Below are 20,560 nucleotides of genomic sequence, written 5' to 3' on the forward strand. Positions count from 1 at the left end.
GGTAGGAGAAAGTATAATGTCAGATAATTATCGTTCTCGTACAGAACGAAATCATGTGAAAAATCAAGAGAAAAAAACACATAAAGAAGAAAAACCAAAGAAAAAAGGCTCCTTTTTCAAGAAATTCCTTATAGGTTGTCTACTTCTTGGTATCGTTGGTCTTGTAGCCGGCGTTTCCGCTTTCTTTGTTATGGTAAAGGACGCTCCAAAATTAGACAAATCCAAACTTGTTAATCCTTTATCAACAAAGTTTCTCGATAAAAACGGAAATTTCTTCTATGAATACGGTGCTGAAAAACGAACACATGTTACTTATGATCAAATTCCAAAAGTAGTTGAAAATGCATTTCTTGCAACTGAGGATTCGCGTTTCTATGATCATAATGGAATTGATTTTAAACGAACTACAAAAGCAGTTATGGAAAATGTCACTGGTGGTTTCGGTTCCCAAGGTGGTAGTACGATTACACAGCAAGTCGTTAAAAACTACTTTCTAACGATGGACAAAACTGCTAAAAGAAAAGTGCAAGAATGGTACTTATCTTACAAATTAGAGCAACAATACTCTAAACATGAGATTTTAGAAATGTACTTAAATAAGATTAATTTAGGTAACCGTTCATACGGTATTGCGACAGCAGCGCAAAAATATTATGGTAAAGATTTAAAAGACTTGCAATTACATGAAGCTGCTATGCTCGCTGGTTTACCCCAAGGTCCAAACATTTATGATCCAACAAAAAAGGAAAATGTTGAACGAGCAACAAATCGTCGTAATGTCGTATTATCATTAATGAATCGACATGGTTATATAACAAAAGAAGAAATGAATAACGCCGTTAAGATTCCAGTAACTGAGGGCCTTCAACCGTCTTCAGAAGTAACTGAGATGAAGTATCAAGCATTTTTAGATGCGGTTGTAAAAGAAGTTGAAAAAGAATATCCTGATGTAAATATCGGTTCAGATGGTTTAACGATTCATACAACACTTGATCAAGATGCTCAAGATTACGCCGACAAAATTATGGATGGCAATCTTATTAAGTATCCGGACGATCAATTCCAAGGGTCATTCGTATTTATGGATACACAGTCTGGAGAAGTTCGAGCAATTGGTGCTGGACGTAAAGAAAGTAAGTCTACTTTCAAAGGTCATAATATGGCAACTGATTTAAAACGCCAAGTTGGTTCAACAATGAAACCAATTTTCGACTACGGTCCGGCAATTGAAAATTTACAATGGTCTACATACCATCAATTAAACGACTCAGAGTATACGTATTCCAATGGTAAGAAAATACAAAATGCAACAAAGAGTTACAAAGGTGACGTTTCACTACGTGAAGCTTTGAAAAAGTCATTAAACATTCCAGCTTTAAAGACAGCACAAACAGTTGGTCTTAATAAGTCAAAAGAATTTGCTGAAGGTTTAGGCATGACCTTTAAAGAAGGAAAAGTCTACGAATCAACAGCAATCGGTAGTAACGATAGTTCTCCATTAGAAGTAGCAGGTGCATATGCAACCTTTGGTAATAGTGGTAACTATAATAAACCACACTTCGTAAAAGAAGTAACCTTCCCGGACGGGAAAAAGAAAAGCTTTAAACCGAAAGAACATCGCGCAATGCAAGACTATACAGCTTATATGGTTACTGACGTTCTTCGTGACGTAGTAAAACCTGGTTCTGGTGGTACAGGTCCAACAGCATACGTTTCAGGTGTTGACGTAGCAGGTAAAACAGGAACACAAAACTTTGATGAATCAGTTCTTCAAAAATATGACATCCCAGCTGATGCAAACAGAGATAGCTGGTTTGCTGGATATACGCCACAATACACAATGGCTGTTTGGACCGGTTACGAAAAAGATGGTCCAAAAAATTATGTTAGCGATCGCTCCACTAGAATTGCACAGCAAATGTTCCAAGTAATGATGAGCAAATTCGCTACAGATAAATCACGCTTTGAACGTCCTTCTTCTGTACAAGAAATAAACGGAGAGTTATACGTAAAAGGTGCGAAAAAAGATGCAATTAAACAAATTAAAGTAGATGCCCCTAGTGGTCTGAATGTCACTTTTGATGGCGCTAGCACAGTTACACTAAACTGGTCTGGACCAGCAGAAGTTGATGCATATGCAGCCAGCTATAAAGCAACTGACGGTTCAAGTGGTAGCCTATCAATAAGTGGTACGACAGCTACTCTTGGTGGTATTAAACCAGGTGTTACTTACAGCTTCTCTGTAGTAGCGAAAAAAGGCACTGGAACAAGCCCAGCAGTTGGTGCATCTTTCACTGCGCCTGGCGGAACTCCAGATGCGAAAAAAGCTGAAGAAGAGGCTAAGAAAAAGGCCGATGAAGAAGCTAAGAAAAAAGCTGATGAGGAAGCCCAGAAAAAAGCTAATGAAGATAAAGTAAAACAAGAAGAAGCTAAGAAACAACAAGAACAACAGCAGCAACAACAACAAGAACAACAACGCAAACAGCAAGAAGAAGCTCAAAAGAAAGCTGATGAAGAAGCTAGAAGAAAAGCTGAAGAAGAAGCTAAGAAAAAAGCTGAAGAAGAAGCTAAGAAGAAAGCTGAAGAAGAGGCCAAGAAAAAAGCTGAAGAAGAGGCCAAGAAACAACAAGAACAGCAACACCAAAATACCGGAGGAGATACACCTCACGCAGACGGTACTGTTGTTACAACAGAGTCCTAATATACAAAAAAGAAGTCCGTTTCTCTTAACGAGAAGCGGACTTCTTTTTTGTTATCATTCTCTTTACATACAGCTTTTCTATTTCGATATACAACTGCGCTAATTGAATATAAGAATGATAATTACTCGGTTTCTTTATAATGAATGAATATCTTTCCATAAAATTAACAGGTTGCACTTTTAATTTATTCGTATTTATTTGCATTTCATTCAAACTATGAACAGGTTGTTCATTTAGCCAATAGACAACCGATAACAAGTGAGCTGCAAAAAGAATCATTGGTCCCTCAGCCTCTTGCTTATTTCTATTTCGAAACAGTATAGCAATGTCTTCATGCTTATTTTTCCATACATTCAACATCACTGGAATGCTGTTTTCAATTTCCTTCCATGGCTCATACTGTCTTTCAATATCAAATATAAAGTAAGTATTTTGTATTATCTCTTCAAAAGAATTGTCTGTATGATACTTAATTAAATTTATACTTTCTTCAAAAAATGGTAAACAGTGAAATTCTTTCGGTATTTCTATAACTCGCTCCATCCTTTATTTCACCTTCATTCGCTTCTTTCCTTCACGACATACTTCTAACAGTCTGCACTCCTCACATTGCGGTCGTTGTGCTTTACAGTGATAACGTCCAAAGAAAATCATACGATGATGTGTAACTCCCCACTCATCCATCGGTACTTTCTTCATTAATGTTTTTTCTACTTCTAACACAGAGTCTTTCCATCTACACATAGCTAATCGTTTACTCACTCGCTCCACATGTGTATCAACAGCAATTGCCGGAATTCCAAACGCTACGGAAACTACAACATTTGCTGTTTTTCTCCCTACTCCTGGTAATTTCGTCAACTCGTCACGGTCTTCTGGAACTTTTCCATTGTAATCATCCAGCAACATCTGACATAATTTTTGAATGTTTTTTGCTTTATTTCTATACAACCCAATAGAACGTATATCTTGTTGTAACTCTTCTAAAGATACACTTAAATAATCTTCTGGTGTTTTATATTTTTGAAATAAATTTTTCGTCACTTTATTTACAAGTGCATCTGTACATTGTGCAGATAGTGCTACCGCGATTACTAATTCAAAAGAATTCTCATGAATTAATTCACAATGTGCTTCTGGATACATATCCGCCATTGTGTCTAAACAATAGCGAATTTGTGTTTTATTTAACATATACTTCCTCCTATATTACTGCTCCAACCAATTATAAAAAGGCACTTTTCCAGTAAATTTCGTCTCTTGTTTTGTCATTTGTTGTGCCCTTTGTTGATTCGCTCTAAATTTTTGCCCTTGATTTTGAGCCTGATCTACCGTTTTAATTCCATTCTTTTTCCACTCAAATAAAATACGATCAATATATCGGAAATTTAGTTTTCCACTCATTACAGCTTCTCTAAGAGCCGCTTGAATTAAATTTGGATGATGTTGATCTTGGTCCTCCCACATCCCTAACGTTTCACATTCGAACGGCGAAAGTGGTCTTCCAAATTCTTTTTCAAATACTGTATATAAATTTACTTGTAGCTGTTTTTTTTCTTTTTGCTCTTCCTCTATTGATTCATCCATTAAGAAATGTAATATTTTTTCCCATAACGGTTGTAAAGAATAACTTTCGCACATCATCGCTTCTGATTTTTGTCCACCTTCTAGTGATAAAAAACCTTTTTGAATCAACGTCTGAATTACTTCCATACATTTCATTTCCGTTATCGTCATCCGTTCAGAAATCTCTGAAGGAGTCGGAAACGAATTACCTGATTCTAAAAATGTGTGTACATGAAGTACAACCATAAATTCCGTCTCATTTAAACCTAATTTTTTATAATGCATCATAAGCAATTTTGGAATTGCAATGCTTCCCTGCTCAAACCACTGTAACATCATTTTCTTTTTCATCACCAAACACCTCGCTCTCTAGTATAACACACCTTTAGCTATTTCTTTTTGCCACAATTCGTCAAAAAAACCTCCCCATTAATAGGGAGGTTTTTTATATTACATGAATGAAATATAAAATTAAGCTTGCACTTTACTTTTCATAAATGTATGGATGCGCTCTAATGCTTTCTCTACTTGTTCAAGAGATGTCGCATATGATAAACGAACATTATTTGGAGCACCAAATCCTGTACCTGGTACAAGAGCCACTTTTTCCTCTTCTAATAGAGCTTTTGCCCAATCATCAACTGTTGCATATCCTGATAAAGCTACAGCTTCTTTTACGTTAGGGAATAAGTAAAATGCACCTTGCGGTTTAATGCAAGTAAAGCCAGGGATTTGAATTAATTTATCATAAATGATGTTTAATCTCTCTTCAAAGGCTTGACACATTGTTTCCACAGGTTCTTGTGAGCCTGCGTATGCCGCAATTGCGCCGTATTGAGCGATTGAAGTAGGGTTTGACGTACTATGACTCGCTAAGTTCGTCATCGCTTTAATAAGCTGCTTATTTCCTGCAGCATATCCAATACGCCATCCTGTCATAGAATGAGATTTAGATACACCATTAATAATAAGTGTTTGTTCTTTTAATGCATTAGAAAGCTGGGCAATTGAAGTATATTCTACGCCACCATAAATTAATTTTTCATAAATTTCATCAGAAACGATTAAAATATCATGTTCTAAACATACTTCTCCAAGCTGTTGTAATTCTTCTTTGCTATAAATCATTCCTGTTGGATTGCTCGGTGAATTAATAATAACTGCTTTCGTTTTCTCTGTAATTGCCTCACGCAGCTGCTTTGCTGTAATTTTGTACGCATTGTCTTCTAAACCTTCTACATAAACCGGCTTACCGCCAGCAAGCTTTACTTGCTCTGGATAGCTTACCCAGTAAGGAGTTGGGATGATAACTTCATCTCCCTCATCAAGTAATACTTGGAATAATGTATATAATGCATGCTTTGCACCATTACATACAATAATTTCAGATGGATCATACGCAATACCTTGATCGCGAGTAAATTTCTTCACAATTTCTTGTTTTAACGATTGTAATCCACCTGTTGGTGTATACTTCGTATGCCCTTCTAACATCGCTTTATGTGCAGCATCCATAATATGCTCTGGTGTATTAAAGTCAGGTTCCCCTGCCCCTAATGCAATTACATCATGACCCTCTGCTTTTAATGCTTGTGCCTTTGCTGTAATTTCTAAAGTTGAAGACGGTGTTAAAGCAGCTACTCGCTTTGCTAATTTCATTTGTAGTTCCCCCTACATCTATTTTTCAATGCTATATCGTCTTAAAAATTTTCCATCTTTAAATTCAAGATAGTAATAACTATAACGATTGTCATCATCAATATATGTAACTTCCCATAGTGGTACATCATTTTCAAAGCCTAATTTCACTTTCATAATCTCTTTCGGCTTACTTTTTGATTCCTTACTTTCATTGCCGACTTGCTCTATTGTTCTTTGTATAGCCTCTTTTTCAGAAATACCTTCGCTCTTTTTCCTTACTACAGTATCCCCTTTTTTCTCAGGCACCCAAACGATAAGTTGTTCTCCCTTTTCATCTGTACCTTGCACGACTATATATGCAGATTTTCCGTTGTAATAATCAACAGATTTCACCTTTGTAAGCTTTGCTTTTTCTTTAGCAATTTCTACAAATTTCGACTCTTTTGGAATTTTCTTTCCCATCGCTTTATTATAAACATACGCCCCATATATTCCGCTAGCAACGATAACAATAATGATTGCAAAGATCCACTTTTTCATTGTATCACTACGTTCTGTAAATCGTAAATACAGCTGTTTCTTTATCTTTTTCGTCTAATGCTAGTCCGAACATGAGGTCCTGCTCTTTTAACGTACGATTTAAACTATCAACAATTTTATACAAATCCGACGAATATTTAATACGCGTCGTTGATAGTACTTCGATTTTCTTATCCATGAAAAAACTCCTCCGTTACACAAAAATTTCTAATTATAGAAGAACGCAATGCGGTTACAATAAGAGTACATTCTTTACAACCCCTGCTTCATCACCCATCTATTATAGCAGGACATGTACAGCAAAAAAAGGTTTCAAGTCGAAAACCAACACATTTTGTATACAAGAAGTAAGAAAAATAAAATTCCTCCTACCCACATTTTTTACGCCTGAAGTTTATAAGTACTTCAGGCGTATTTTTCTTCTATTTTTATTCATTTGGTGGTTCTTCTAATTGTACTAACAATTCTTCTAATGGCCCTTCATAAAGAGGTACGTTAGGAATTGATTGTAGAAATCGTTTTCCATAGGAAGAACTCGTCAAACGACGATCTAACACTACTACCGTTCCTGTATCTGTATTCGTTCGAATTAAGCGGCCGAATCCTTGTTTGAAACGTAATATGGCTTGTGGGAGCGCTAATTTAGTGAATACATCTTCACCTTGATTTTTTAGCCACTCACCTTTCGCTTCCATCATCGGCTGATGAGGAGGTGTAAATGGTAGACGGACTATAACAAGACAACTTAAGGCATCTCCAGGAATATCTATTCCTTCCCAGAAACTGCTCGTCCCTAATAAAATTGATTTGTCGAACTCTTGAAACTTTCGAATTAAGCGGCTTCGACTTCTATTATTCACACTTTGGGTCAGTAATAAATACCCCTCTAATTCATCATTATTTTTTAAATTCGCATACGCTTCTTTTAACATTTCATACGAAGTGAATAAAACGAGCATTCTGCCTTTTGTGGCTTTCGCTATCTTTGCAATATGTTCCGATACAGATTCAATATATCGCTCATTACTTACTTGCTTAATAAAAGGTACATCCGTTGACACCATTAATTTCATCTGTTCATCATAACGAAATGGCGACGGAACCTTTAAAGTATTTGGAGCGAAATCATGTAAACCAAGTTCCTCTTTTATATAATCAAACGTATCGTTAACTGTTAGTGTTGCGGATGTAAAAATAACACTCTTTTTTTCTGTTAAAAATTCATCAGCAAATCTTTCACCAATATGAACAGGCTGTGCATATAGAACTGTTGAATGAATCGTCCCTTTCGTTTCAGTCTCCATCCAAGTTACATACGAATTCTTTTCTAATACGAGTAACTGTAGTGATTCTGCCATCTTTCTCAGCAACTCAATTAAATGCATAAATTCACCTGTTACAACATGCATCTCCCATTCTAACTTACTTTGCAATATATCCACTTGCTTCTCAAGAGCAGTTACTACCCTTCTTAATTCATATATAAAACGATTTGTTAATTCGACGATACTATCCCACAACTTACCTTTTTCTAGTTCTGCGTTATACCTATAGATGAGCGGCATATTATTCGTTCCTTGCTCTTGCTTTGTTTGTTTAAATATAAAAGTACGTAACATTTGGAAGAGTTCATCCGCATCAAACTTAAGTTCCTTCAAACTATAACTTATCATACGGAAAGTTGAACGAGATGCTTGCTCTGATTTTTTCATCATTTTATATACTTTGGAGAGTACATCTTCTGTTTCTAGCGTCCCAAGACGAGATATAACCAATTGAAAATACATACAAGAGAACTGTTCACCCAATGTTCTACTCGCAGCTTCTTCAATATGGTGAGCTTCATCAAAAATAATATGTTCGCATGAAGCAAACAACGGTTCTTCACTTGAAAAATCTTGAAATAATAACGCATGATTTGTAATAACGATATCTGCAAATAAAGCTTTATTCTTCGCTCGCTGGTAAAAACAACGACTAAACCAATTACTTTGCATACCGCCTGGACTATACGCATCGCTACAAATACGATCCCAAAGTAACTTTCCGCCCTCAGGAATATTTAATTCGTCTCGATCACCTGTTTCAGTTTGCAATAGCCAAACTAAAATCTTCGCCTTCGTAAGTGCCATATCATAATTTTTTTCTTCCTCTTGCAAAGCATACTCAAATTTATGTAAGCATAAATAATGCTTTCTTCCTTTTAGAAGAGCTGCCTCAAATGAAAATGGCATTATTTTTTGTAATAACGGAATTTCTTTTTCTAATATTTGTTGTTGGAGTTGTACCGTTTGTGTACTTATAATGACAGGTTCTTCTTTTCTCTTTGCAAAATAAAGACTAGGAAGCAAATAAGCAAGAGTCTTTCCTGTTCCTGTACCCGCTTCAATTAGTGAAAAACGAGAATCTCTTAACGCCGTATATATCTCTTTCATCATCAGTTGTTGACTTTCTCTTCTTTCAAACTTTGGCATATGTGATTCCAATTTATCCATCGTTTTATTCAAGAAAGCATCAAACTTTGATGAACACGTTTCTCCAAGGTTTAAGGAATAGTTCCGCTTTTTCAGCGCAATATTTCGATGTATTTCATACTCCGTTATATCTTCTTTACCGTGCATTACTTTCTTTAAAATATTTTCAGAAAGCACATCAGCTATATCGCTTTGGAACACATCACTTAATTCATAAAGCGATTGCAACGTGACAAGTGGTAACTTTTCAATTTCATTTAAAAATTGTAAAAATAATTCCGCTGTTGCAAGAGCATCACTATCCGCACGATGTGGTTGATTGTGTTCTAGTTCATGCTTCTTAGCTAAATCACGTAATTTATAACTATCGGCTGTCGGCAAAAGAATTTGAGCCAATTCAACCGTATCGATTTTCGGACAATGTATTTCTGTATATCCAGCTTGCCTTAATTCTTCATTTAAAAAATTCCAATCAAAGTGAACATTATGCGCAACGAAAGCCGCACCTTGTAATAGCTCAACAATCATCGGGGCTACATCTTGAAATAACGGGGCTTGTTTTACAAGACTTTCATCAATCCCTGTTAATTCTGTAATAAATGGTGGGATCTCTCTTTGGGTTAACAAAAGACGAAAAAATCTCCAATATCTCTCCATCTTCTACTACAACAGCTGCAATTTGGGTAATTTTATCCTTCCCATCTTTCCAGGAGTTCCCTGTCGTCTCTAAATCAACAACGACATAACGCTTACTCATATATGTAACACCTCAATTTCTTACCTTTCAAACAACAATAATTTATATAATGTTACTATACCACGTTTTATCTCATCTTAATGAAAAGATGCACAAAAAAGCTATCTCCGCAATGGAGATAGCCTTTCTATTTATAATATCGTACCCGCTTTTTCAGCACCTAACATTTCAATAATTTGATTATTATCGTCTAATACTGCAATTTTTGGTTCTTGTTTATGAATCTCTTCTTCCGTAACTAGCCCATAACAAATAATAATTACTTTGTCCCCTGGTTGTACAAGCCTTGCCGCAGCACCGTTTAAACAAACAACACCACTACCGCGTTCCCCTTTAATAACGTATGTCTCTAAGCGAGCACCATTATTATTATTTACAATTTGGACTTTTTCGTTTTCTACAATATTTACTGCATCCATTAAGTCTTCATCAATTGTAATACTACCTACATAATTTAAATTTGCCTCCGTTACAGTTGCACGATGTAACTTTGCTCTCATCATTGTGCGAAACATAGATGCTCCCCCTTATTTAACCGTTAATGTTATATTGTCAATTAATCTTACATTTTCAAACTTAACTGCAATAGCTAAAATGATTCTTCCTTCGACTTTCTCTACCATTGTTAATGACGGATATGCATATAAATCTGCATAATCTACAGTGCCTTTCGTATGCGTCTCAATATACTCTTTCACAAGATTTGTAATGATTTCCGGATTACGTTCACCTGCCTCAATTCTTTCTTTCGCCATACATAGGCTGCGGTATAAATGAAGAGCTTCTTCACGTTCATCTTGTGATAGGTACACGTTACGAGAACTTTTCGCTAAACCATCTTCTTCCCTTACAATATCAACTGGTACGATTGTAACTGGAATATTGAAATCAGTTACAAATCCTTCAATTACTGCAACTTGTTGAGCATCTTTCATACCGAAATAAGCACGCTTTGGCAGCGTAATATTAAATAGTTTCATTAGTACAGTTGCAACACCAGCAAAATGACCAGGTCTTTGTTGACCGCATAATACGTCCGTGCGCTTCACAACTTCTACCGTTGTTGTTTGTTCTGCTGGATACATTTCTTCTACACTCGGATAAAATAAATAATCTACACCGTTTTCTTTTGCTACATTTTCATCTCTATCAATATCACGAGGATATCGATCTAAATCTTCATTTGGGCCAAATTGTAGTGGGTTTACAAATACACTTAAAACTACAATTTCATTTTCTTCTCTTGCCTTACGTAATAAAGTAGCATGGCCTTCATGTAAATAACCCATTGTTGGAACAAAACCAATACTCTTTCCACTTGCACGAAGTTCGCTCGTAATTTGCTGCATCTCTTGCACTGTAGTTACGATTTTCATTATTGTTTTCCTCCGTATAACGCTAAACATTCTTCCTCTTTCATTGTGAACGAATGTTTTTCTTCAGGAAATTGTCTTGTCTTTACTTCAGTAACATATTGTGAAATCCCACGCACAATCTCCTCTTGAACAGACGTATATTGCTTCACAAATTTCGGAACACGATTTACGCCGTATGAGATAAGATCATGATAAACAAGCACTTGCCCATCTACTTTTTGTCCTGCACCAATCCCAATTGTCGGTATTGTTAGTTGCTCTGAAATAAGTTCTGCTAACTGCATTGGTACACATTCTAACACAAGCGCTATTGCACCAGCTTCTTCACATTTCTTTGCATCTTCTATTAATTTTTTTGCACTCTCCGCATCTTTTCCTTGCACTTTATATCCACCCAACACTCCTACAGATTGAGGGGTTAGACCTAAATGCGCTACAACAGGAATTCCTGCGTTCGTCAAATATTGAATCGTCGATATAACTTCTCCAGCACCTTCTACCTTCAGTGCGTGTGCCCCGCTCTCTTGAACGATGCGGCGTGCATTCACCATCGTTTCTTGTAATGATACGTGATACGACATAAATGGCATATCAGTTACAATAAACGTCTCTTTCGCTCCGCGGCGTACAGCTTTCGTATGATGAATCATATCCTCTACTGTTACAGGTACTGTTGAATCGTATCCGAGTACAACCATTCCAAGAGAATCTCCAACTAGAATCATATCAACTTCAGCTTCTTCTGCTAATTTAGCAGATGGATAATCATACGCCGTTAGCATTGTAATCGGCTCACCTTGCTCTTTCATCTTCAAAAAATCTGTTTTTGTTTTCAAAAACTACTCCTCCTTTATGCAGGAGAGAGGAGATGGCCGAAATCATATAAAAAAACCCCTCTGGCCATAAAAGGGCAGAAGGGTTGTGTGTTAGTCGGCATTATTCATCCCTCTGTCCCAGTCCGTTATTGGATCAAGGCAGAATCCAAGTTATTATTTTTCGTATGACTTCGAATCATGGTGCAGTTCGCTCTGATACTGCCCACATTCGAACTAATTATAGCAAACTACAAAAAGGAATTACTACATTTTTTTGAAAAAATAATTTTTTATTCTTATTACGGTATATGAAATTTAACACGAGAGTATATATGCTATAGAGTTTTTATGGATAATTCAATCCTGAAAAAATACATGTTTTTTCAACGCATGTTAAAAAAGTCCAAGTTAATTTTTTCTGTAATCAATTTAACTATATAGTATAACTCTTAAACTAATGATGCAGGTTAATTGAGGAAAGTACTTAACAAAGGAGAATTGCAGATGTCTATGAACAGGTGGTTATTTCGATTCAGCAGTTTGCTTGTAATGATTGTATGGTGGATGTCTTTAGGATCCTCCCATGTATTTGCCTCAGTTCATGTCGTAACACAACCCACCGATTTAACGAAAGTGATTGAGGTTGAACTAAATGATGATTGCTTTAATCCAAATGTCATCACGATTCCGCTTGAAGGATCAACAACATTACTATTGAAAAATAAAGGTAAAAACGAGCACACCTTTACAGTGAAAAAACTCGGTATTGACGTCGTAGTCCAGTCAGGAAAAGAAAAGAATATTACCGTGAAACCTAAAAATACTGGTACATATGAATTAATATGTCGATACCATCTTCTTAAAGGAATGGCAGGCAAAGTAATCGTCAAATAACATGCCAGGCCAACTCGACAGAAGCTATTTTGAAATGAACTTTAAATACGAAAAGAATTTATTATCATGTTACAAATTCAACTCAAAACTATTGAAATAAAAAGAAGTTCCAAAAGAGGAACTTCTTTTACTTAATTTCGATATCTGCAGAATGAATATGATGTACTTTTCCTTCATGGTCTTCTAGAAGCAATACACCATCCTCTGTAATTCCTTTTGCTACACCCGTAATCGTCTCTCTCATTGTTCGAGCGGTAATTTCTTTCCCGATGCTCACAGCGTAACTTTCCCAAAGAATTTTAATGACAGAGAAACCATTTTTTAAATATTCTTCATATAATTTTTCTAGTTGTAAATAGATTTGTTGCATAAGTTCTGCACGAACAATCGGCTTACCTGATTCAATCGCTAATGAAGTAGCGATGTGCTGAATTTCTTCATCAAAATGTTCTTGCTTTTGATTCGCATTAATACCGATGCCCATAATGACAGCATTAATTTTATCAGGATCCGCTTGCATTTCTGTTAATATACCTACAGCCTTTTTACCTTGAATTAAAATATCATTTGGCCATTTTATTCCTACGTTTACACCTGTACATTTTTCAATTGCCTGTGCAACGCTAACAGCCGCTAACAAAGTAAGTTGCGGTGCATGATGAACTGGGATTGATGGGCGTAAAATAATACTCATCCAAATCCCTGTTCCTTTTGGTGAATGCCATTTTCTGCTTAAACGACCTCTTCCCGCTGTTTGTTCTTCTGCTACAACGACAGTTCCTTCTTCTGCACCTTCATAAGCAAGTTTTGCTGCAATGTGCTGCGTTGATTCAACAGTTTCTTCAAAATACACTGTTCTACCAATCCGCTTCGTTTGTAGCCCTAACTGAATTTCATTAGCAGTCACTTTGTCTGGCTTACTTGCAATTCGGTAACCTAATCGGCGCACAGCTTCAAGTTCATATCCCTCACTCCGCAGATCCTCCATATGTTTCCACACAGCAGTTCTTGAACAACCAAGTTTATCACTAATTGTTTGGCCGGATACAAACTCGCCATCCGCTTCAGAAAAAACTTGCAATAACTGCTTTCTTATAGTAGATTGCATTCTTGCAGCCACTCCCTTATACGCTCTTTCTCATTAACTACGTTTCCTTGTACAATTGCTTCTTCGATTTTCTGAAGCATTTCAGCAACCCACGGACCAGGCTTTTTGTTTGCCCAGTTTAATAAATCATTACCAGTCACATTCATTTCTTGACGCTCCTGGATTGGCAATGCATGAAACATTGATTGTACTCGTTCAATAGATGTAGGATCATAGCTTTCAATCATCGCTTCATATACTCTCTCTGCCATTTCAGCGATATGAATTCCCGTTTTATAAAGAAGGACTGTATCCCAATCCTTCTCCTTTCTAGTACGAATTGCCAATAAAACTGCAACAATATCTTTTATTTTTTTATTCGAAAACTTCCATTGACGTAAAAAGACAGATGGATGTTCTTCTCCGATACAATATAAGAAAAATGCCCACGCCTCAATATCCGTTTCGAAAGAATCCCATTTATACTGCGTAGCTTTTAACAGTCTCTCTTCTGACATTTGTAAATATGGCAAATGAGAAAATAGCTTCGTCTCTACTAATTCTTTGAGACCTTTCACACAATATGTACCAGTTAACAGTTTCTCAAACTCTACTGTAATACGCTCAATTGCTATATGTTCTAGCAAATGCCCATACGTTTCAATCGCTTGCTTCGTTTTCATTTCTAATGAAAAACCTAACGTGCTTACAAACCGAATACCACGCATCATTCGCAGGGCATCTTCTTGAAAACGATCCGCAGCATTTCCAACTGTCACAATTTCTCTCTGTTGAATGGCTTCCTGTCCAGCAAATAAATCAACCATTTTGCCTTCTTCTGTCATAGCAATTGCATTCATCGTGAAATCACGACGTTTTAAATCCTCTTCTAATGAACGAACAAATTGAACACTACTAGGTCTTCGAAAATCTTCATATTCGCTTTCTGTTCGAAAAGTAGTTACCTCATAAGGCTCACCATTTTCTACAACAATTACAGTTCCATGCTCAAGACCAACAGGAACATTTCTTGGGAATATAGCCATCACTTCTTCTGGTAGAGCAGATGTCGCAATATCAATATCTCCAATCGGCCTATCGATAATAAGATCTCGTACGCTCCCACCAACAAAGTAAGCCTCATGTCCTTGTTGCTTTAATGTCTCAATAATAGAACTAGCTTTTTTAAATCTTTCCATTTTTGTCATCCCTTAGTACGTCATAGTAAATCGTTTCATATTGTGAAACAATTTTTTCTGAGCGAAATTGCTCATAAACACTTTCTCTTGCTCGTTCTCCCATATTACGGTGAAGTTCCTCGTCCTTTAATAGCTGAATAGCTTGATTTGCCACTCCTGTTGTATCGCCAACTTCACATAAATATCCTGTTTCCCCGTGTTGAATAACCTCTGGAATACCTCCAACCCGCGTTCCGATACAAGGTACACCACACGCCATTGCTTCTAATAAAACAAGACCAAAACTTTCCTTCTCTGATAGAAGCAACATTAAATCACTCATCGCAAGTAGTTCTGCAACATTATCTTGCTTCCCTAGGAATAAAACGCGATCTTCAATATGTAAATTCTTCACTATCTGTAAAATCGTACAGAATTCTGGTCCGTCTCCAACAAGAAGCAACTTCGCATCTACTTCTTTAACAATTTTAGCAAATGCCTGAACAACATCCTGCACACGTTTCACTTTACGGAAATTCGAAATATGAATAAGTACTTTTTCACTCTCACTTATACCATATTCTTTCTTTAATTGAGACATATTACGCTTGAAATATACACGTTCGTCTATAAAGTTATATACCGTTTGAATTTCTTTACTTGGTTTTACAAGCTCATGTGTTTCGTTAATTAATGAATGCGAGACAGCAGTAACAACATCCGATTGCTCAATACCAAAACGAATTAAATTATTTAACGAAGGGTCGGAACCTAACACAGTAATATCTGTTCCATGCAAGGTTGTGACAATTTTAATACGCTCTCCGATCATTTGTTTTGCTAAATATGCACAAATTGCATGTGGTATTGCGTAATGCACATGTAAAATGTCTAGGTTTTCTCTTTGTGCAACCTCGGCCATTTTACTTGCTAACGCTAAATCGTATGGTGGATATTGAAATACAGAGTATTGATTTACCGTCACTTCATGAAAATAAATGTTTGGATATACTTTATTTAATCGGAATGGTAAACCCGATGTAATAAAGTGAATTTCATGCCCACGTTCCGCCAATTGCTTTCCTAATTCTGTTCCAACAACTCCAGAACCACCTACAGAAGGATAACATGTAATACCTATTTTTAATTTCATTTACATCCCCCTAATAAATCAGCATGTAATAAAACCGGTTTCTTACTCATAAATCCCTCGGCATACAAGACTCCAACTTCTTTTCCAAACATCTTCTCACGAGCGATCACAGTTTCAACGTAACCTTCTGTTAACGGTGTCTTAACACCATCGCTCCCTGTTGAAAACTGACTTTCATACGCTTCTAATGCTTCTACCTTTATAGAGAGGTACTCACTTATATCTATACAAAAATTCGGTTTATGAAAACCATTAATCATATAATTATAAAAAGACTCCACACGATGTGGTGAAAGTTCCGGCATATATTTACGGATTCCTGCTGAAAAAATAGCCTCTTCCACAAGCTTTGCACAATTTGCATGATCTGGATGGCGATCTTCATAGTACGGCGCAAAAACTAGTTTTAGTTTATATGTACGGATCACCTTGACAATTTCACGTATATACTCTTCTTTCATATACAAACCACGGTCTGGCATCGCTAAATTCAGCCTCGTTTTTACTCCCATTATACGAGCTGCGACCTTCGCTTCTTCTTTTCTCAACTCTATCGTTCCATTTGAAGAAAGATCAGCTTCTGTTAAATCACAAATACCTACTTCATACCCTTGCTTTGTATATTTAGCGATGGTACCAGCCATGCCGATTTCAACATCATCGGCATGAGCACCAAACGCTAATATATGTAATCCACTCATAATTGTTCCCCTCATTTTCTTAACTTACGATAATCTAAATCTCCTCGCTCTAATGCGTGCATTAACATTTCAGCACTTGCCATATTCGTTGCAAGTGGAATCGCATATACATCACATAAACGAAGCAATGCATTCACATCCGGTTCATGCGGCTGTGCTGTTAATGGATCGCGGAAGAAAATCACCATATCTAAATCGTTCTTTGCAATCATTGCACCAATTTCTTGATCTCCACCAAGAGGGCCAGATTGATATCTTGTTACAACTAATCCAGTCGCTTCCATAATACGAAGCCCTGTCGTTCCTGTTGCAAATAATTCATGTTGTTCAAAAATTGGTTTATATGCGTATGCAAACGAAACCATATCATTTTTCTTTTTGTCATGTGCGATTAAGGCAATTTTCATCCGTTGTCTCCCCTTTAGTCGATAATATTTTCTAAACCGTACACAAGATGATCAAGGTTCATTACTGTCTCAATTGATAGTTTTACACCTGACATAAATGATGCACGATTGAATGAATCATGACGAACTGTTAACATTTGTCCATCTCCACCGAACATTACTTCTTGGTGTGCAATAAGCCCTGGCAAACGTACACTATGAATGTGAATACCGTCTACATTTGCACCACGTGCACCTGCTAGTTGCTCTACTTCATTTGGATGACCTTGCTGCTTTGATTCACGATTTTGACGAATTAACTCTACCGTTTTTACAGCTGTACCAGATGGTGCGTCTAATTTTTGATCATGATGTAATTCAATTACCTCAACATCTTGGAAATATTTCGCTGCCATTTGTGAGAATTTCATCATAAGAACTGCACCAATTGCAAAGTTTGGAGCAATAATTGTTCCTACTGCTTTTTCTTTTGCATTCTCTTTTAAACGTGCCAATTCTTCTTCTGTAAATCCAGTTGTACCAATAACCGAACGAAGTCCACGCTCAACTGCAAGTGTAACGTGTTGTTTCCCCACTTCTGGTGTTGTTAAATCTAACAACACATCTGCTTCTACTTCATCTAAACAAGTATGTAAATCAGCGTAAATCGGTGCATGTACTGCTGGCATGCCAGGTAAATCAGAAATCTTCTCACCACCATGCTTATAATCCACTGCTGCTACTAAATTAAAATGTTCCGTTCTTTCCATAAGAAGAACTGCTTCATGTCCCATACGTCCTCTTGGTCCGGCGATAATTACTTTAATTTCTTTCATTATTCTTTCTCTCCCTCATCAATACGTGTCCAGCGATCTTTATCACGTGTATTAAATTTATTCATTACAATGTTATGTGCTGTCTCTAAATCAATATTTAAACTATTTGCCATACAAATCATAACAAATAATACATCTCCAAGCTCTTCTTCAATACTTCTTTCTTTTTCAGTTGTTTTCTTCGGTTTCTCACCATAATAATGATTTACCTCTCTTGCAAGCTCTCCCATTTCTTCCGTTAAACGAGCCATCATTGCAAGCGGACTGAAATAACCTTCTTTAAACTGACCAATATATGCATCTACTTCTTTCTGCATATCTTTCATCGTTTTTGCTTCCATACTATTCACCTCTAATCCTTCCTCTTTCATGTTAGCCAATTCATCGCGATTTGACAAATATTATTCCCCGCCAAACACCTATTTGCGACCCATTTTTGGATAGACTATAATAAAGTGAAACTTCTTTTGCGCTTTTTTGCAAAAGATTAGTTGAACTAATCGGGTTCCTACGGCTGGTTTGCCCCTCTTCTTTGCTTCATCTCCTACCAGCCGTTAGAGCGGGATAAAGTGAAACCTTCTTTTGTGCTTTTCGCAAAAGATCAGCCCACACCAATCAAATTCTTACTATTTTCACTAGCAACTAGAAATTACTTATTATTATGTTTTACTGTTTCAGCGGAGCAATGCAATCATTACATAATTAGGGGGATTTCTATATGACATCAAAATTGAAGATGCGAAATATTATTTTTATTTTAATCGGTTCCGCTATATTTTCTTTCGGTATTGTCAATATCAATATTGAAAACCACCTTGCAGAGGGTGGGTTTACTGGTATTACACTATTATTGTATTTTTTATTTAAGTTTGATCCTTCCTACTCAAACTTAATTTTAAATATCCCTATATTTTTTATTGGTTGGAGGTTACTTGGCAGAACGACATTTTTATATACATTAATTGGCACCTTTAGCGTATCTTTATTTCTATGGATTTTCCAGCGTTACGAAGTACTCAACTTACATTTAAACTTGCAAAATGATATGACACTCGCAGCTTTATTCGCCGGGGCATTTATCGGTATCGGCCTTGGAATAATATTTAAATATGGCGGGACTACTGGCGGTGTAGATATTATCGCACGACTAGCTCACAAATATGTTGGCTGGAGTATGGGGAAAACAATGTTTATGTTTGATGCTGTCGTTATCGTAGTCTCTATTCTTACCTATTTATCATACCGCGAGGGCATGTATACGCTAGTTGCTGTTTTTATCGGTGCTAAAGTCATTGATTTTATGCAAGAAGGAGCTTATGCTGCCAAAGGAGCGACTATTATCTCAGAGAAAAATGATGAAATTGCTGCCAAAATTTTATCTGAAATGGAGCGCGGAGCAACCTTTTTAAAAGCTGTTGGATCGTATACAAAAGTAGAACGTAACGTATTGTATTGCGTTGTTGCTAAAAATGAAATCGTGAAATTAAAGAATATCATTACTTCTGTAGATCCTCATGCTTTTGTCGCTGTAAGTGATGTACATGATGTAGTTGGTGAAGGATTTACGTTAGATGAAAATAAAAACCCTTTACATAATTAAATGTAACTAGAAAAGCGCCTTAGCTTTTCTAGTTTTTTATTACAAGTCTTTTAAGCTTCTCAAAATCCTCATGAATAAGCTCCAATAAACTCCGATTATAAAAAATGGAAGCTGGATGAAAAGTCGGAAAAACATGATATTCTTTCTCTGACCATGTAAACTCTGCACTTTGCATATCCTTTAATTTTTGAATGGGCTGTTTTAATAATTGCCCGTGTATATCTGTGATTTTTTTATTTTTTCCTGTTAAACGTTGAAGACCGATATTTCCAAGCGTGACGATAAGCTTCGGATGTATTTTCTCTAATTCATAATCTAACAAAGGCGCATGGGCAACTATTTCTCCCTGATTTGGCGTTCTATTATACTTTTTTTTGTATGATTTCACCATTTCGTTCTTTTTTCTCTCGCCATTTATAAGGTCTACTTCGAACAGTGCTCGTAATATATACTTCTTCCCTTGTAACATCAATACGCTCTAAAAAATCCATTAATTGTTTTCCCGCCCTCCCGCTAAACGGAATCCCATTATGAATTTCTGTTTCACCAGGCGCTTCTCCTAACAACATAAATTTGGGATTTTCAGGACCTTGTCCACTTAAAAAACCTTCTAGTTGATAAGGAGCACTGCGCTCTTGCACTTGTTTTACTAAATGGTCTGGATATTTCATTTCCCCCCACCGCCTTTCCGCATTACTTCTATTATTTCTATTTGCAATACATTATATAATTCAATCTATACAATAAAAAAAGACTATCAAAATGAACTGAACCCAAAAAATTAGACAAATATATTAAGCAGCTACTAAGGATTGAACTCTGTATTGCACAGGGGACAATCCTTTTAGTTTTGT

19 protein-coding genes and 2 pseudogenes are annotated in these 20,560 nt (G+C 36.4%); 3 read left to right on the plus strand and 18 right to left on the minus strand.

The window, feature by feature from the left end; all coding sequences use genetic code 11:
* The first annotated feature begins 16 nt into the window (after positions 1-16).
* Positions 17-2,701, plus strand: a complete 2,685-nt coding sequence (locus MR169_RS09810) for a PBP1A family penicillin-binding protein (protein ID WP_242319337.1) — start codon at positions 17-19, stop codon at positions 2,699-2,701.
* Positions 2,702-2,726: 25 nt separating this feature from the next.
* Here MR169_RS09810 and MR169_RS09815 read toward each other — a convergent pair whose 3' ends face one another.
* The 10 genes and pseudogenes from MR169_RS09815 to panB form a co-directional block, all read right to left on the minus strand.
* A complete protein-coding gene (locus MR169_RS09815; protein ID WP_016117494.1) occupies positions 2,727-3,245 on the minus strand; it encodes a YpoC family protein in 519 nt (172 codons plus the stop codon).
* A gap of 3 nt (positions 3,246-3,248) precedes the next feature.
* On the minus strand, positions 3,249-3,896 hold the full coding sequence (gene nth, locus MR169_RS09820) for an endonuclease III (RefSeq protein ID WP_098616275.1): 648 nt from the start codon (positions 3,894-3,896) through the stop codon (positions 3,249-3,251).
* A gap of 15 nt (positions 3,897-3,911) precedes the next feature.
* Entirely contained in the window at positions 3,912-4,619 is a 708-nt protein-coding gene (gene dnaD / locus MR169_RS09825; RefSeq protein WP_000728548.1) for a DNA replication protein DnaD, read from the minus strand.
* Positions 4,620-4,739: 120 nt separating this feature from the next.
* Positions 4,740-5,927, minus strand: coding sequence for an aspartate transaminase AspB (gene aspB / locus MR169_RS09830; protein WP_242319338.1), 1,188 nt, complete (start codon positions 5,925-5,927; stop codon positions 4,740-4,742).
* An 18-nt stretch (positions 5,928-5,945) separates the two neighbouring features.
* Positions 5,946-6,449: a cell wall elongation regulator TseB-like domain-containing protein gene (locus MR169_RS09835; RefSeq protein WP_000758739.1), complete on the minus strand. Its 504-nt coding sequence runs from the start codon at positions 6,447-6,449 to the stop codon at positions 5,946-5,948.
* A gap of 7 nt (positions 6,450-6,456) precedes the next feature.
* Positions 6,457-6,627 carry a YpmA family protein gene (locus tag MR169_RS09840; protein WP_000358352.1) on the minus strand — a complete coding sequence of 57 codons (171 nt, stop codon included), beginning with the start codon at positions 6,625-6,627 and terminating at the stop codon, positions 6,457-6,459.
* Between the two features lie 250 nt (positions 6,628-6,877).
* A pseudogene (gene dinG, locus MR169_RS09845) lies at positions 6,878-9,611 on the minus strand (ATP-dependent DNA helicase DinG).
* 200 nt (positions 9,612-9,811) lie between these two features.
* Entirely contained in the window at positions 9,812-10,195 is a 384-nt protein-coding gene (panD, locus tag MR169_RS09850; RefSeq protein ID WP_000490182.1) for an aspartate 1-decarboxylase, read from the minus strand.
* Positions 10,196-10,207: 12 nt separating this feature from the next.
* On the minus strand, positions 10,208-11,056 hold the full coding sequence (gene panC, locus MR169_RS09855) for a pantoate--beta-alanine ligase (RefSeq protein WP_000707024.1): 849 nt from the start codon (positions 11,054-11,056) through the stop codon (positions 10,208-10,210).
* Positions 11,056-11,892 (minus strand): 3-methyl-2-oxobutanoate hydroxymethyltransferase, encoded by an 837-nt coding sequence (gene panB, locus MR169_RS09860; protein ID WP_000851108.1) that lies wholly within the window; start codon positions 11,890-11,892, stop codon positions 11,056-11,058. The genes panC and panB overlap by 1 nt, the downstream gene beginning before the upstream one ends.
* A gap of 483 nt (positions 11,893-12,375) precedes the next feature.
* On the opposite strand from panB, the gene MR169_RS09865 reads away from it, so the two are divergent.
* Complete coding sequence (locus MR169_RS09865) at positions 12,376-12,765, plus strand: cupredoxin domain-containing protein (protein ID WP_242319339.1); 390 nt, start codon at positions 12,376-12,378, stop codon at positions 12,763-12,765.
* A gap of 127 nt (positions 12,766-12,892) precedes the next feature.
* Here MR169_RS09865 and MR169_RS09870 read toward each other — a convergent pair whose 3' ends face one another.
* The 7 genes from MR169_RS09870 to MR169_RS09900 are packed head-to-tail and all read right to left on the minus strand — an operon-like array spanning position 12,893 to position 18,447.
* Positions 12,893-13,873 (minus strand): biotin--[acetyl-CoA-carboxylase] ligase, encoded by a 981-nt coding sequence (locus MR169_RS09870; RefSeq protein WP_016117490.1) that lies wholly within the window; start codon positions 13,871-13,873, stop codon positions 12,893-12,895.
* Positions 13,858-15,051, minus strand: coding sequence for a CCA tRNA nucleotidyltransferase (locus MR169_RS09875; RefSeq protein ID WP_242319340.1), 1,194 nt, complete (start codon positions 15,049-15,051; stop codon positions 13,858-13,860). Before MR169_RS09875 ends, MR169_RS09870 begins: the two co-directional genes overlap by 16 nt.
* Positions 15,038-16,183: an N-acetyl-alpha-D-glucosaminyl L-malate synthase BshA gene (gene bshA / locus MR169_RS09880; RefSeq protein ID WP_000768305.1), complete on the minus strand. Its 1,146-nt coding sequence runs from the start codon at positions 16,181-16,183 to the stop codon at positions 15,038-15,040. Before bshA ends, MR169_RS09875 begins: the two co-directional genes overlap by 14 nt.
* The gene (gene bshB1 / locus MR169_RS09885; protein WP_242319341.1) at positions 16,180-16,884 is read right to left on the minus strand and encodes a bacillithiol biosynthesis deacetylase BshB1; all 705 of its coding nucleotides are present in this window, start codon (positions 16,882-16,884) and stop codon (positions 16,180-16,182) included. The genes bshA and bshB1 overlap by 4 nt, the downstream gene beginning before the upstream one ends.
* Positions 16,885-16,895: 11 nt before the next feature.
* Positions 16,896-17,291 carry a methylglyoxal synthase gene (gene mgsA / locus MR169_RS09890; protein WP_000684765.1) on the minus strand — a complete coding sequence of 132 codons (396 nt, stop codon included), beginning with the start codon at positions 17,289-17,291 and terminating at the stop codon, positions 16,896-16,898.
* A 14-nt stretch (positions 17,292-17,305) separates the two neighbouring features.
* Positions 17,306-18,106, minus strand: a complete 801-nt coding sequence (gene dapB, locus MR169_RS09895) for a dihydrodipicolinate reductase (RefSeq protein WP_137070194.1) — start codon at positions 18,104-18,106, stop codon at positions 17,306-17,308.
* Positions 18,106-18,447, minus strand: coding sequence for a nucleotide pyrophosphohydrolase (locus MR169_RS09900; protein WP_002108639.1), 342 nt, complete (start codon positions 18,445-18,447; stop codon positions 18,106-18,108). The genes dapB and MR169_RS09900 overlap by 1 nt, the downstream gene beginning before the upstream one ends.
* Positions 18,448-18,824: 377 nt before the next feature.
* Here MR169_RS09900 and MR169_RS09905 point away from each other — a divergent pair, with 377 nt between their 5' ends.
* Positions 18,825-19,706: a YitT family protein gene (locus MR169_RS09905; RefSeq protein WP_000202121.1), complete on the plus strand. Its 882-nt coding sequence runs from the start codon at positions 18,825-18,827 to the stop codon at positions 19,704-19,706.
* 28 nt (positions 19,707-19,734) lie between these two features.
* Here the strand turns inward: MR169_RS09905 and MR169_RS09910 are convergent.
* Positions 19,735-20,400: pseudogene (locus tag MR169_RS09910) on the minus strand (uracil-DNA glycosylase).
* Positions 20,401-20,560 lie beyond the last annotated feature (160 nt).

This window comes from Bacillus cereus group sp. BfR-BA-01349 (assembly GCF_022663795.1).
Lineage (GTDB): Bacteria > Bacillota > Bacilli > Bacillales > Bacillaceae_G > Bacillus_A > Bacillus_A cereus.

What these genes read in the sequence shown, in the direction of transcription:
- panC (WP_000707024.1), bottom strand. Translation starts at nt 11,056, where the DNA reads ATGAAAATCGTAACTACAGTGCAAGAGATGCAGCAAATTACGAGCGAA.
- MR169_RS09810 (WP_242319337.1), top strand. Translation starts at nt 17, where the DNA reads ATGTCAGATAATTATCGTTCTCGTACAGAACGAAATCATGTGAAAAAT.
- MR169_RS09835 (WP_000758739.1), bottom strand. Translation starts at nt 6,449, where the DNA reads ATGAAAAAGTGGATCTTTGCAATCATTATTGTTATCGTTGCTAGCGGA.
- aspB (WP_242319338.1), bottom strand. Translation starts at nt 5,927, where the DNA reads ATGAAATTAGCAAAGCGAGTAGCTGCTTTAACACCGTCTTCAACTTTA.
- mgsA (WP_000684765.1), bottom strand. Translation starts at nt 17,291, where the DNA reads ATGAAAATTGCCTTAATCGCACATGACAAAAAGAAAAATGATATGGTT.
- dnaD (WP_000728548.1), bottom strand. Translation starts at nt 4,619, where the DNA reads ATGAAAAAGAAAATGATGTTACAGTGGTTTGAGCAGGGAAGCATTGCA.
- MR169_RS09900 (WP_002108639.1), bottom strand. Translation starts at nt 18,447, where the DNA reads ATGGAAGCAAAAACGATGAAAGATATGCAGAAAGAAGTAGATGCATAT.
- MR169_RS09865 (WP_242319339.1), top strand. Translation starts at nt 12,376, where the DNA reads ATGTCTATGAACAGGTGGTTATTTCGATTCAGCAGTTTGCTTGTAATG.
- bshB1 (WP_242319341.1), bottom strand. Translation starts at nt 16,884, where the DNA reads ATGAGTGGATTACATATATTAGCGTTTGGTGCTCATGCCGATGATGTT.
- MR169_RS09875 (WP_242319340.1), bottom strand. Translation starts at nt 15,051, where the DNA reads ATGGAAAGATTTAAAAAAGCTAGTTCTATTATTGAGACATTAAAGCAA.
- MR169_RS09815 (WP_016117494.1), bottom strand. Translation starts at nt 3,245, where the DNA reads ATGGAGCGAGTTATAGAAATACCGAAAGAATTTCACTGTTTACCATTT.
- dapB (WP_137070194.1), bottom strand. Translation starts at nt 18,106, where the DNA reads ATGAAAGAAATTAAAGTAATTATCGCCGGACCAAGAGGACGTATGGGA.
- MR169_RS09870 (WP_016117490.1), bottom strand. Translation starts at nt 13,873, where the DNA reads ATGCAATCTACTATAAGAAAGCAGTTATTGCAAGTTTTTTCTGAAGCG.
- nth (WP_098616275.1), bottom strand. Translation starts at nt 3,896, where the DNA reads ATGTTAAATAAAACACAAATTCGCTATTGTTTAGACACAATGGCGGAT.
- bshA (WP_000768305.1), bottom strand. Translation starts at nt 16,183, where the DNA reads ATGAAATTAAAAATAGGTATTACATGTTATCCTTCTGTAGGTGGTTCT.
- panD (WP_000490182.1), bottom strand. Translation starts at nt 10,195, where the DNA reads ATGTTTCGCACAATGATGAGAGCAAAGTTACATCGTGCAACTGTAACG.
- MR169_RS09840 (WP_000358352.1), bottom strand. Translation starts at nt 6,627, where the DNA reads ATGGATAAGAAAATCGAAGTACTATCAACGACGCGTATTAAATATTCG.
- MR169_RS09905 (WP_000202121.1), top strand. Translation starts at nt 18,825, where the DNA reads ATGACATCAAAATTGAAGATGCGAAATATTATTTTTATTTTAATCGGT.